Origin of the sequence: Pseudoalteromonas luteoviolacea NCIMB 1942, assembly GCF_001625595.1 — a bacterium.
Classification (GTDB): Bacteria; Pseudomonadota; Gammaproteobacteria; order Enterobacterales; family Alteromonadaceae; genus Pseudoalteromonas; species Pseudoalteromonas luteoviolacea_A.
On the sequence record NZ_AUXT01000197.1, the window covers coordinates 45,884 to 59,342 of the forward strand.

A 13,459-nucleotide genomic window follows, 5' to 3' on the forward strand; every position below is an offset into this window, starting at 1 on the left:
AACCCCTCTACAGGGACAACGAAATTTGCTCCGTTACACTTGATGTCATTAAACCCAGAGCGTGTGTTTCAGTATACGAATGTATCACAGAATTCGATTCCACACCGCAAATAAATTTTTTAGAATTACGTGCTAACCGTCTTGACAAACTCCTCTAAATATCAAAGTTCCCAGTTCTGCTTATCATGAGGGAATGTTATTTTAAGCTATAATTACAACAGGTTAGTCAAGCTTGCGTTAGTTTCTAAAGACCTTGTCTTTGAGCTGAAAATATAACTAAACGCAGCGATATGCTTTATGCGATTTGAATTTTTTGATGTAGATTTAAACAGCTTAGCCAAAGTTTTCAAGTAATCGACTATTTGACCGAAAAACAAAAAACTTTATGCACTTTGTCTTTTATCATTCAAGCCAAAGGAAATGAAAATATGGTAAATCGGCGTACTCAATCTGTAGACAAAATTGTGTTCTTCAACGAAAGGGTTAAGCTTGAACAACTTTGGTGAAAAAGCCAATAAGTTTGAATTGGGTAGCGAGCAAATGCACAAGAACCGATGCATATATGGAGTAGCAAATTCGCAGGTAAACCATATTGGCCAAAGGATAAGACCTATCCATGTAATAAGAATGCGGAGCCTTTAGTTTTACTGGCACAAATTAATTTTGAGGAGGTGCCAGCTTTGGAGGGCTATCCAACTCAAGGGATCTTGCAGTTCTTTGTTGAGGATGACGATGAAATGTTCGGGATGGGTTATGATGTCGGAGTAGATGAGGCCATTGAACAGGCTTATGGTTATCGCGTTATTTACCATAAAGAGATCGTTAAAGACGTGTCATTTCTAGAAAAGGGGCTACCTTGTGCAGCTTTAGATTCGGACTTTCCAATTGCGAATGAATACTCATTGCAGTTTGAATCGCCGACTGACTATCGATTTGAGAAGATCTGCGGTGACGTCTTTGAAATGGATGAATCAGTAGGTGAGTATCTTTACGATAATTTTGAGAGCATGGGCTCAAAAATTGGTGGATATGCGCACTTTATACAAGAGGATCCTAGGGGGTATGAAAAGCCAGGCGAGAATTGGGTCTTGTTATTTCAGCTAGATAGTGAGGATGATGAAGGTGTAGAGGTTATGTGGGGAGATTGTGGTGTCGCGAACTTCTTCGTCGAGCCAAAAGCTTTACAAAAACTGGACTTCTCTAGAGTTTGGTACACTTGGGATTGCAGTTGAACAGAAAAAATTGGTTGGGTCAGAAGCTGTGACCCAACCTTGTTGTATAGCTAACGTTAACTTCCTCCGCCTGTTACGGGTTGAACAGTAACGCTAACTTCAACCCCTTCATTTTGATTGCTATAAACTATCATTTTGATGGTTTGTAGGTCACTGTTTAAGAATATTCTAATGGATGGCCCACTGTCATCACTACCGTAGTTAATTTGCACTCTGGGCTCTTCAGTAATATTTCGTCTGTCAAATATTGCGACTATATCACTCGGCGCAAAACTGACACCTGAGTCAAAGTCAACTGTACCATTTTTGTCAATTATCACAGTGCCTCTGCTATGACCATCACCTGTTACTGTATATGTACCTCCAAGCGCTGATACAAGCTCTAGGTTAGGTATTTCACCGCCACTAGCTTGCTCTACAAATTGACCCAGTAAACCACCGCCAATAGCAAACAAATTCACTTCATGGAGTTTACCATCTAGCACAGCCACCGAATATTTGAATCCGTTTGCTTCGTCACTATAGTTATATTCGTCACCCATTTTATCGAATCCATCTATGGTAATTTCATCTCCATTTGATGCGTCGGGAGCTACATTAATAAATAGCTTGCCAGAGCCAGAGAAGGTAAACATTACTTTTTGACCGTCGGTATATGATGAACCACTTTCGGTTAAGTTAAAGGTCAGCGTGAATATCTTGCCGCTTAACGCATCGGGTAACATATCGTCATTTGAAGAGTCATCATCAGATGAATCATCATCTGTAAATCCAGGTGTCCATGTATAGGTTAGGTCCGCCGTAACGGTGACACCAGAAGTGGAGAATGAGTACTTGACACTTACCACTACTTTCTCGCTACTGGCACTGACTAATTCAAACTCAAGATTAGTGACCGTAATGCCTTGTGACTCAACCTGTGTTTTTATCTGTTGCTCAATGGCATTAATATCTTCAGGGTTTGGAGCGGGTACATTATTCACCGAAATAGCGGGAAGTTCAGTCGTGATACCAGCAGTGGTAGTAGTACCTGTGATCGTTAAAGTGGCACTGGTATCATCATTACCTTGATCATCGTCATCATCGGGTAAAAAACCATCAGGGATGAAATCAAAGTTCAAATCATCTAAATTCAGCCCGTCTAGAATTTCCTCTAAACCTTCCAACGTCTTCTTAATTTCGTTAAGAAGAAACGTGCTATTGATGTCACTTGCTAAATCGGCTACTCCAAAGCTGTTTGCGTATTTGGTAATTTGAGCTGACAAGTCGCTAATAAATGAGTCTGCATTGTAAATAGGGCTCTGGAAGGCTTTGTCACCTACTTTGCCATCAAGCGCATTATCTAAAAAGTCTGCTTTGAGACTGTTTAATATTGCCAGAGCTGGGTTATCTTGAGATGCGCCTAGCTTTGCCAGCGCTGCGAGCGTGACCGCATATATACCACCTTGGTCATTATTTACGGACCCTTCAACATTTTCGGAGATGAGTTGTGGCGCTTGTAAGATACTTTCTAGGGCTGGGGCCAACGCTTTTCGAATTTGCTCATTGACAGCATTCACGGCACTTGCATCAGTGACATTAGCCGACAAAATCGAGTTTGCAGCAATTTCTGTGAGCGTGGTTACGCCAACTTGGCTTTGCAGATTAGATACAATGGCACGAAGTTTAGTATCTGAGGGTAAAGGTAAGAACGTTGCCTTTGCTTCGTCAAAATACTCAGATCCACTGGTTGGGACAACCTCTACCACAAACGGACCTGTTGTTCCTGCTGGAACTGTAATGGTGGCACTTCCGGTGTCGCCAGTGCTGCCAGTAGCACCTGCTACCGGTTGATTATTGCTAAGCGTAAGTATTTGAATATTTGCATTTTTGATCAACCCCAAAGAAGGGGTTACTGTGATTTGTGTATCTTGCTGCGTTGGAACAGGGTCATCATCGTCATTGTCTAAACAGCCAGGCAATGACAAAAGCGCTAAACCCAACACAAGATATTGTAATGGTTTATTGAATTTCATAGCACATGCCTACAAGGTTAACTTAAACTGTTTTGCTATTACATCCAAACAACCCGCTCAATCCTTGTGATTTATTTGATAATACGTTTTCAAAAGCGCTGTGCTAGCATTCGACACATATCTTAAGTTCTTCCGACCATGTTGAAAATGCAGGAGCGAATAGCATAGTAGAATGTAGACTAAATTTGAGGTATTTGTAGGTTAAATTGACCAAAGTGATTATATTTGAAAATGTATTTTAATGATAAAAACCCGACAAAACGAGTTTGTATCCGAGCGAATTAAAGTGTGTCAATGCGGTCTACGACAACATCTCTATCCGATAATTTGCATTTATTTTGTGATATCACAAGTTTATCTATGTACCTGCCCGAAAGCAACTTGGTGCCATCGGTGGCCATTTTGTCTTTCATGAACAAGATGAAGTTTGAGGTAGCACTTAATTGGCCCTCAGAAGACATATAAACTTCGCTTGAAGTTAACAAATGGACAGACTTGTTTTTTGCTCTTGCGGATTCAAATCTATCAGCAAGCTCTTGGCTTCCGTTTAATTGTATACCGAGCCGCTCAACTCTGAATGCGGCGTCAGCCGTAAACAGATCCACATACTGTGCAGTCGTTCCCTTGTCTCTTACCTCTGTATATTTATAGAGTGTATCCTCACATAGTTTTTTGGTATTTTCGTTTATAGTTGAGGTGGCGCTACAACCGGCCAAGAGTACTAGAGGCAGCAGTAAGTATTTCATTGTGGATCCTTGATATGTAAATGGCTTCCAGAATTGGCTTATTTTTGAGTGTGTTTGTTTTTCTTTTTGTTAAGTATAAATCTAGATGCAAGTGCGTAGACAATGTAAACCAAAATCAAAGAGTTCCCAAGCACTAAGATATCTTTGTCATCTGTAGACAGCCACAAAAACGCGAGTGCCGCGATTGCGATAGTCAAGTGGGTTACTAAAGGATTCGTTTTACTCTTTTTGTTCATTACAGACCTACATTAAGTTTGGATTAGCCATTATAAAGTGAATCTCTACCTTTAACCAGAACAACCACACAACCAACCGTAATTCAGTTGTAATTCTATTATACGTATAACTTAAGACTAGAGATTAGCTGGGCATTGATATCGAAATATTCTAAAAACATTGACCTAGAATAAATGCGTAAAAGGTTGGTACGTTAGAATTTTAGCAATTCGTAGGGAAACATATTTAACAGTTTATAGTGAAAGCCAAAATAAAAAACTCGATGAAAAAAGCCTTTCGAGTTGATTTGAAGAAGCTGATATTAGCTTTAGCAACATGCGGTGTATTATTGACATCTGTCAATACGCTTTTCGCAAGCTATCAGGTACATCGAAATGCTTTCATTAAGGATACTCTACATGCCAATCAGGTATATGCAGCTAAGCTTGCGCAGGTGACTGAATTGTTTTTACAGTCCGTAAATAGTCAGTTAAATGTCAGTGCATATCAAATATCAAAGCGGCTCGATGACCTGCCTGAGGTTAATCGAGAGTTGGAGCGATTGTTAAACCAAACAAACAGTTTTGATTCCTTGATGGTCGTAAACCCTCAGGGGCAAATAGTGGCCGTTAAACCTGACCTTAATGTTCTCGGAAAATCAATTTCTTTCGCGCAGCTTCAGAAAGTCAAACAGCAAAAGCCCATCGTTTTAGATCCGCGTATGTCCCCAGCAGGTAACTTGATGGTGAGTCCGACTTACCCGATCACATCTTCCGAAGGTGAGTACATGGGATTCGTCGCTGGCGGCATTTACTTGCAGGGTAAGACCATTCTAAATCGGCTATTAGGCAGGCACCATCATGAAGACGGCTCATATTTGTATGTTGTTGATGGGCAGTCACAAATACTCTATCACGCTGACGAAAACAGAATTGGAGAACGAGTTTACGGTAATGAAGTTGTCGAAAAGGTCTTAAAAGGGCACACAGGTGCATCCGAGATAGTAAATAGTGCAGGTATTCAGATGATAGCAGGCTTTGCGCCGATCCCAATGACAGGTTGGGGAGTAGTTAGTCAACGACCTATATCATCAATACTGAATGAATTAGGAGCTACACATAGAGTGGTCATATACTCGAGCATCCCTCTTACTTTACTAATATTGGCATTAACACTGGTTGCGGGTGTACAAATCGCTAAGCCGCTTACGCTGTTAGCTAAGCAGCTTGCAACTTTTAATAGTAAACAAACGGATGCGACGCGCATTTTTGCTTGGTACTTCGAGGCCGCACATCTCAAACATACACTGTTACAAAGTAATCGTTCAGTCAGGCGCGTCATCAAAGCGCTTGATACTGATCGCAAAACAGACAAGCTTACTTCTTTGCACAATCGTTTATCTCTTGAGCATTGGTTAGGAAGTGCTATTCGTGGTGAACTCGGCTTATCTGTGTTGGCGATAGATATTGATCATTTTAAAAGCATCAATGATATATACGGACATAGCGCCGGAGATAGCGTTTTGAAAGAGTTAGCGGCATTGATGATGTGTAATGCAAGGTCGGATGATTTTATCTGTCGGGCCGGTGGGGAGGAGTTTCTTATGTTCTTGCCAAAAATAGTCTTGAATGAAGCGATGTGCATTGCGGAAAGGCTTAGAAAACAAGTATTTGAGTATACTATGCCCCAAGGTATAAAAATTACGGTATCTATAGGTGTATCTCATTGGCAACGTGGCACCACAACGATAGAGCAGACAATAGAGCTTGCCGACAAAGCACTGTACCGAGCAAAACAGACAGGTAGAAACAGAAGCTGTTGCATAGACAGTGTTTAATCGTATTTTTTGCGCGATAAAACGCATTTCATTTACAATCTTTTAGCTTAAGCAATGATCTTTGTCGTAAATGTGGGTAATATGCGCGCCAAACTACAATATTATTAATTTGGAGCAGTAAATGGGACAACAGTTGAAAGTGCCACACACGCTCGTGCTATTACTTGGCATGATGGTGGTTGCGCTACTTGCTACTTGGGTAGTGCCGCAAGGATTTTTTGAGACAAGTGTTACAGACAGCGGCCGCAAAATGGTTGTTGCTGGCACTTATCAGTTAGTCGAACACAAAGAGTACCTTACCCCTTGGGACTTACTAACTTCCATTCCCAAAGCTTTTGCTCAAGCTCAAGATGTAATCTTCTTTGTTCTTATTGTAGGTGGTGTGCTGAGTATTGCGCGTGCAACTGGTACAGTTGATGCGCTTATTGGTAGAATGCTAGAGAAGCATGGTACTAAGCCGCAGCGACTTATTTTTATGGTTGTATTTTGCTTTGCGTTGGCATCAAGCACCATAGGCACAGCGGGTGAGTATATTCCATTTGTTTTGATACTCGTGGCGTTATGTAAGGCGATGAAGCTAGATGCAATGACGGCTGTTGGTATGATTGTGGCAGGTTATGGCATTGGATATGGTGTTTCAGCATTTAACCCTTTTACAGTCCTAATAGCGCAGCAAATCGCAGATATCCCAGTTTATTCAGGTATTGAGCTTCGCTTAGCAATATTCATCCCATTTGTGCTTATTGGCTTTCATCATGTGTGGAGCTACGCTAAAAAGGTTGCACAAGACCCAAGCAAATCAATGATGATTGGTGTCCCTTGTCCACTAGAGGGTCAAGCAAAACCAAATTATCCAAAATTGAACAAGCGCCATCAGACTATTTTGTTCAGTTTTATCGTAACGCTATGTATCGCAGTTTGGGGTATCGCGACAAAAGGTTGGTACCTGTATGAATTAGGTGGATTGTTTGTCGCTTGGGGTGTCGTAATTGCAATTTTAGGTAAATTGTCAGCAGACGAAACAGCTGAACGCTTTATTGAAGGTGTATCTGAGTTAGTTACAACTGCTGTGCTGATTGGTGTCGCCAGAGGTATCGCTTTAATCCTTGAAGATGGCCAAATTCTGCATACATTGGTGTATGGGATGTCTTCACCGTTATCACTCGTAGCTGCCGAAATTTCAGCGGTAGGCATGCTAGTGATTCAAACCTTCTTAAATACATTCATTCCTTCAGGCTCTGGTCAAGCATACGTGACAATGCCTTTAATGGTACCTGTTGGTGATTTAGTAGGTGTACCTCGTCAAGTAGCAGTACTTGCTTATCAGTTTGGTGATGGCTTCTCAAATATGATCATCCCGACTAACGCAGTATTAATGGGTATTTTAGGTATGGCTGGTGTACCTTATACGCATTGGTTCCGTTTCTGTTTACCTTTAATCGGTAAATTACTGTTGGCTGCATCTATTGTTTTGGTACTCGCAGTTAGTTTCGGTTATGGGTTAGATGTACAACCTATTATTGAATAAATAGAAACTGTATATTTATAAAAAAGCCGTCGTTTAGACGGCTTTTTTATTTAAAACATAATCATAGCGATCCGCTTTCCGCTGTGCAATTAGTGATTATAATACAACAAAAGTACAGGTGCATGCTCTTTGGGCGTAGCTTATTTCATCTATATATTTGCTATTACTTATTGATATTTTATTGATCTACCTTCATATTTATATTCGGCAATAAAACTAATATTGAAATTTATATTATTTTCCGTTCATAGTAATAACTATAATTATTAAAAGATTGTTAAACGATGAAGCTATCATTCAGTACTTTTTACAATTTACCAAGTAGCGAAGCTCGTTACGAATTGGCGCTGAACTTGATATACGAAAAGTTTCAGCCAGCTCATTGTTTAATAGGTAAGTTTATTGACTCAGATACGAGAGTTAAGACGGTCGCGTACGCAGTAGATGGCGTAAAGTCGAATTACATCATTTACGACTTAGAAGGTACGCCATGTAAAGACGCCAAAGATAGCCTGAGTGTATGTTCTATCAGCTGTAACCTACAACAAATGTATGCTGAAGACGAAATTCTCAAAATTTTTGATATTGATGGATACTTAGGCGTTACTCTCAGAGCTTTAGATCATACCCCTATAGGCATCATGGTTTGTCTTTTTGATGAGCAAATTGAGATTTCGAGCGACGATAAGCATTGGTTTAGAGAACTCAGTTTATTAGTTGGGGCAGAGTTAAATCATAATTTGGAACTTGCAGCGCAGGAAATTTTGGTGAAGCAATTGGCCAAAGGTGAGCGGATTGCAAGGCTCAGTTCTTGGTCTTGGAATATTAGTAGAAATACGCATATTTTTAGCCAAGAGATGAGAGCACTAATAAGCTACCCCAGCGAAGAATTATTCTTTGAGCAATTTTGTGATTGCTTGATCGAGAAAGATCAAAAGGCGTTGCGTGTAATCATGCAAAAATTGCGCACAGGCCAGGTCGATCAGGTAGACATTAATGTCTCTCACCAAGAAAGAAATCAGTTTAAAGGCCTTTTTCGCGTAATAGGACATGTGGAGCGTTCAGAAGAACAAGAAGATGAACGCGTATTTAGCGCAACCATACAGGATATCACGTATATCTATTCACTTAATAGGCAACTTGAGCTCACCAATGTTGTTTTTGAGCACGCGACTGAAGCCATTATGATCACAGATCACTTAAATCGTGTTGTGATGGTCAATCGTGCATTTGAGCGTTTAACTGGTTACTCAGACTCGGAGCTACTAGGTCGAAACCCATCAGTTTTGTCCTCAGGAAAACATGATGCTGAATTCTATGCAAAAATGTGGGCAACACTCTCGTCTCAAAACACGTGGAAAGGCGAGATATATAATCGTCGCAAGAATGGTCAAATTTTTCCCGAAGAGCTGACCTTAAATATCGTACGCGACGATGATGGTGAAGTAATCAACTATGTGGCGATATTCAGAGATATAACTGAATGGAAACGAAATGAAGCGCAGCTGACGTTTTATGCTAATCACGAGCCGTTAACAGCACTACTTAATAGACGCTGCTTTATGGATATTGTTGAAGAAAAGATTTCCGCTAGCCGAAGTCGTTCCCACCCTTGTTCATTACTGTTTATAGGTCTAGATCATTTCAAAGAAGTCAATGATATATATAGTCCCGAAATAGGCGATAAGGTGCTTATTTCAGTTGCCAAACGATTGAAAAATGGGTTAAGAAAACTCGATACAATCTCTCGTTATGGTGGCGATGAATTTGCAATCCTGTTGGATAACACCAATGTAGAGAGTGCGCTACATATAGCGAATAAGCTTAGTGATAAACTGAAGCAACCCTATGTGTTTAACGAATTAACGATTGAGTTGAGCGCTAGCACGGGCATTGCACAATTGGATTATAGGCAGCGAGTAACCGCTGCAAAGTTCATCCGAAACGCGGCTCATGCACTTGAAAGTGCAAAGAAAAACAATCGTGGTAATGTCTCTTTACACAATCAAGAAATTCAAAATGCGCACCTAAATAAAATTGCACTAAGAGACAAACTACGAGCAGCGATTAAGCAAAAATTACTCAAAGTTTACTATCAGCCAATCGTAGATCAAAACAGTGGCCGGATTGTAAAGTTTGAAGCGCTAGTTAGGTGGTTCGATGATCAGCAAGGAATGATTTCTCCTGGCGCATTTATACCTATTGCAGAAGAGTTTGGCTTTATTCATCAGATAGGGCAGTTTGTGTTGGAGCGCGCGTGTCATGACTTGAGGCATATGCATGACCTCGGCTATACCGATGTGAGCGTGTCTGTAAATCGGTCAGTTAATGAGTTTAAAGTGAGTAATAATCAGTTTGACTTGATATCGACTGCGATTGAACAAGCTGGCATTCCTTACCAAAGCGTGACCGTGGAAGTGACGGAGTCTATGGCGACAAACCGCTATACTTGGGCGCTACTTAAAACCTTACGAGATAAAGGTGTTGAAATAGCGCTTGACGACTTTTGTACAGGTTATTCATCACTCAGCCACATAATTGATAATCAAGTAGACTACCTTAAAATAGATAAATCATTTGTAGATAGTTTAATGCAGGATAAGAGCAAGCAAATTATGATTTCTTGCTTGGTCAACATGGCTGTTCAACTAGGTATTAAAGTCATCGCAGAAGGCGTAGAGTCACAAGTGCAGCTGAAGATGTTAGCCGAGTTGGGGTGTGACCATATACAAGGTTACTATTACAGCCCCGCCAGACCTTTGAATGTCTGTATCAATTTACTTGAAGAGTTCAATGCGCAGGAACAGGAAAAACGCGTCAGCTTTGCAGCGGTAAAACAGACTCACGTATAGTAATACAAGACACAAGTCACCAAATAAGCGGCTTGTGTCTTGATTAAAATCAAAGCGATCAGAGTCGTTGATTCTTGAATCGAATAATGGATATCAGCGTGAATTTAAGTAAGTGACTATTCCCATGCAGCAATATCAAAAGCTTTTCTTGCTTCTACCAATGTGCAATCAGTTTGCGCTATCAACTTTTGAAGTGTTATAGCTGGACTGAGCCTCACAATTGAAACTAGTTCTTCCATCTTTGGTTTGGGTTTATAAGTGCTTAACTTTTCAATCACCCATTGCCAGCTAGGCTCATCCTTCATATGAGCATGCTGAATAATGACCTCAAATTGTTGCCAATTACCTTGTAAGCGCCAATTCCGAGAGCGGCCTTTTCGGCTTAACTTCGCTCCTGATGACTTTATTAACGCTTTTAATTCATCTGTTTGCTCAACTCGACGAACAAAACTATTTAATTGAATATCAAACATACTTAGGATAGTGGGAAACGGAACAACTATTGTAACAAAGTTATTTATCTTGTGCTTTGAGTGGTTAGAAGTGTTCGTTAGACAAAGCTAGTACAATTATTGCCGTGCGATGAAAAATAAAACAACTATCGAGTGGTACCATGTGCAAGTGAAACTGCAATGGTTGAATGACCACGATTAATATGATGTCTGACGGATACAAACATTTATAAGCCCTATATAACTTTACAATTAAGGTAGCGTCTCTATGATTGAATTAACAGCGTCTAATTTAGGTCGTATTGAGAGAAGTATTCTCGTCGAAATGACTGACCTTAACATCCTTTGAGCGAACTTATCATTGATATACATTTTGACAAAACTTCACTTTCGATTTATTAAAAGTACGACAAAGTGTATCGAGCTATATCATCTTGCTTTGCTTGACCAAGTATTACAGCCCTCCACAGGGACGTTGGTATGACGACGAGAGGTGATAGGTTCTATGCACAAGAAATATTTATGTTTATTTGTTCTATTTCTGGCTTCTGGCTTCTGGCTGTTCATTCAGCAGGGTGTTCTTTCCGAAAGATGAAAGGCTTGACGAGTCAATAGAGGGAATTGTGGAAACAGCCAAGTTAACTTCCTCTGACGGAAAAATTATCAATCACTTTTTATTTAAACTATCTCAAAAACCCAAAGCAACTATTTTTGTGTTTCAAGGCAGCGGATAAAACGTCGTAAATTGGTACAAAGTTATTAAGCCGCTTATTGAGAACGGCTATCAGATTCTTATGATGGAATATCGATGCTTTGGCGAATCTGATTGGGAGGCAAGTCATTCGTTAGTCGCCCAAGATGCAAGCCGCGCTTTGATCTATCTGTCTGATAGGCGAGACGTAAAAGATTTACCGATTTTGGTTTTGGGCCAATCGCATGGCGGGTAGCTTGCAATTTATGTTACTCACCAACACCTGAGCTAGTTGATAGATTAATTACAGAAGGGACTTTTACATCTTTTAGAGATGAGGCGACCTATTCTTCCACCATGCTTGTGAGACCTTTTTGTTAGGGCGATATTTTCAGAGTTTTATGTTTCATAAGGGTTAATTAAGAGTTAATCTCGAGTTTTCAACAGCCCATGCTGATTGTTCATAATTCGCAAGACAAGATAGTGCCATTTCGTATGGTTGAAACACGTTACGCTAGAGAAAATGGTGACAAAGAGTTATTGGAAGTGAACGGCAAGCATATAGCTGCGTTGCTTGATTTACCCTAAGATTATGTCTCTACAATTAACGACTTACTGCAACCTAGCCAAAACAATGGCACAGAGCACATATCGCTGATTTTAGGGGCGCGCTAAGTAAGATAATTTTTATTTTTCAGAAGACATTAAGCCACCATCGCTGGTGGCTTGTATCGTTATAGGTGAGGCTTTAAAATTTCGTAAAATGCGTCTATGTGATCGTCTCTGTCATTAAGGGCAGGGATGTAGTCATAACGTTCTCCACCTGCTTCAATAAAGTACTCTTTATTTTCTTCTTCTAGCTCTTCTAATGTTTCTAAGCAATCAGCGCTAAAAGCTGGGCTTAATATTGCGATGTGCTTGGTACCATTTTTGGCGAGCTCTTTGAGCGTAAAGTCAGTGTAAGGCTTTAACCATTCTGCTTTACCAAAGCGACTTTGAAAGGTTGTTATTACTTGATCTTTATCTAACCCAAGGTGTTTTATCACTGCATTGGTCGTTAAATGGCAAAAGCAGTGATACGGGTCACCATTTAATAAAAACTGCTTAGGTGTCCCATGATATGAAAAGAGGATTTTTTCTGGCATTGGGTTTTTTTCTAGATATTCTTTAACTGAATTAGATAAAGACTCTATGTATTTGGGTTGATCATGATAACCATTCAAAAAGTGTAACTGAGGCACCCAACGCCATTTTGTTAAAACGCGTGAAACAGCATCAAATGTTGAGCCTGTTGTTGCACTTGAGTATTGTGGATAAAGAGGCAATACCACAATATTAGTAATACCTTTCTCGCGCAACAGTTCTAAACCTGCTTCAATCGAAGGGTTCCCATAGCGCATTGCCATGACAACCTCAACATTATCATGACCTTTCTCTTTAAGTAGGAGCTTCAACTTTTCACATTGATTTTTTGTGATATTAATTAAAGGAGACCCTTGCTCAGTCCAAATACTGTTATAGGCTTCTGCTGACTTACTCGGTCTAACTCTCAGTATTATGCCATGTAGAATGATCATCCAAATAACTCTTGGAATTTCGACGATTCGGGGGTCAGAAAGAAACTCTCTTAAATAAGTTCTTAGTGCGGGTGTAGTAGCATCATCAGGGCTACCCAAATTAGTGACTAATATTCCAATTTTTTTATTGAAGCGATTTTCATGAGGGTTGTCTGTAATTGCTGAAAATCTGGACACTTAGCACTCCTTGGTGGCTTATAATAACTTTAATATTTTACAGTAAACAGCATACGTGAAAAAACGATTTTTAGATCTGATTTCAGACATATTATTCCTAAATATGTTCAAAATTCCTAAAATCTTAGTAATTTGG

The 13,459-nt window shown here is 40.0% G+C and carries 11 protein-coding genes; 6 read left to right on the forward strand and 5 right to left on the reverse strand.

What is annotated here, in order from left to right:
- Nucleotides 1-554 precede the first annotated feature (554 nt).
- Nucleotides 555-1,232 (forward strand): YwqG family protein, encoded by a 678-nt coding sequence (locus N482_RS19280; protein ID WP_063378603.1) that lies wholly within the window; start codon nucleotides 555-557, stop codon nucleotides 1,230-1,232.
- A 56-nt stretch (nucleotides 1,233-1,288) separates the two neighbouring features.
- Here N482_RS19280 and N482_RS19285 read toward each other — a convergent pair whose 3' ends face one another.
- The 3 genes from N482_RS19285 to N482_RS25310 all read right to left on the reverse strand — a co-directional run bounded on the left by N482_RS19285 (nucleotide 1,289) and on the right by N482_RS25310 (nucleotide 4,229).
- A complete protein-coding gene (locus N482_RS19285) occupies nucleotides 1,289-3,247 on the reverse strand; it encodes a hypothetical protein (RefSeq protein ID WP_063378604.1) in 1,959 nt (652 codons plus the stop codon).
- 281 nt (nucleotides 3,248-3,528) lie between these two features.
- A complete protein-coding gene (locus tag N482_RS19290) occupies nucleotides 3,529-3,993 on the reverse strand; it encodes a nuclear transport factor 2 family protein (RefSeq protein WP_063378605.1) in 465 nt (154 codons plus the stop codon).
- A 38-nt stretch (nucleotides 3,994-4,031) separates the two neighbouring features.
- Nucleotides 4,032-4,229 (reverse strand): hypothetical protein, encoded by a 198-nt coding sequence (locus N482_RS25310; protein ID WP_063378606.1) that lies wholly within the window; start codon nucleotides 4,227-4,229, stop codon nucleotides 4,032-4,034.
- A 263-nt stretch (nucleotides 4,230-4,492) separates the two neighbouring features.
- Here N482_RS25310 and N482_RS19300 point away from each other — a divergent pair, with 263 nt between their 5' ends.
- The 3 genes from N482_RS19300 to N482_RS19310 all read left to right on the forward strand — a co-directional run bounded on the left by N482_RS19300 (nucleotide 4,493) and on the right by N482_RS19310 (nucleotide 10,426).
- Nucleotides 4,493-6,046, forward strand: coding sequence for a sensor domain-containing diguanylate cyclase (locus N482_RS19300; RefSeq protein ID WP_063378631.1), 1,554 nt, complete (start codon nucleotides 4,493-4,495; stop codon nucleotides 6,044-6,046).
- A gap of 121 nt (nucleotides 6,047-6,167) precedes the next feature.
- Nucleotides 6,168-7,574 (forward strand): YfcC family protein, encoded by a 1,407-nt coding sequence (locus N482_RS19305; protein ID WP_063378607.1) that lies wholly within the window; start codon nucleotides 6,168-6,170, stop codon nucleotides 7,572-7,574.
- A gap of 284 nt (nucleotides 7,575-7,858) precedes the next feature.
- Nucleotides 7,859-10,426, forward strand: coding sequence for a putative bifunctional diguanylate cyclase/phosphodiesterase (locus N482_RS19310; protein WP_063378608.1), 2,568 nt, complete (start codon nucleotides 7,859-7,861; stop codon nucleotides 10,424-10,426).
- Nucleotides 10,427-10,542: 116 nt separating this feature from the next.
- Here the strand turns inward: N482_RS19310 and N482_RS19315 are convergent, their stop codons facing one another.
- Nucleotides 10,543-10,899: a ribosome recycling factor family protein gene (locus N482_RS19315; RefSeq protein ID WP_063378609.1), complete on the reverse strand. Its 357-nt coding sequence runs from the start codon at nucleotides 10,897-10,899 to the stop codon at nucleotides 10,543-10,545.
- Between the two features lie 773 nt (nucleotides 10,900-11,672).
- Here N482_RS19315 and N482_RS25005 point away from each other — a divergent pair.
- The gene (locus tag N482_RS25005; RefSeq protein ID WP_155730654.1) at nucleotides 11,673-11,825 is read left to right on the forward strand and encodes a hypothetical protein; all 153 of its coding nucleotides are present in this window, start codon (nucleotides 11,673-11,675) and stop codon (nucleotides 11,823-11,825) included.
- A 194-nt stretch (nucleotides 11,826-12,019) separates the two neighbouring features.
- On the forward strand, nucleotides 12,020-12,157 hold the full coding sequence (locus tag N482_RS25010; RefSeq protein WP_155730655.1) for a hypothetical protein: 138 nt from the start codon (nucleotides 12,020-12,022) through the stop codon (nucleotides 12,155-12,157).
- Between the two features lie 146 nt (nucleotides 12,158-12,303).
- Here the strand turns inward: N482_RS25010 and hemH are convergent, their stop codons facing one another.
- Nucleotides 12,304-13,323: a ferrochelatase gene (hemH, locus tag N482_RS19320; RefSeq protein ID WP_063378610.1), complete on the reverse strand. Its 1,020-nt coding sequence runs from the start codon at nucleotides 13,321-13,323 to the stop codon at nucleotides 12,304-12,306.
- Nucleotides 13,324-13,459: the final 136 nt, after the last annotated feature.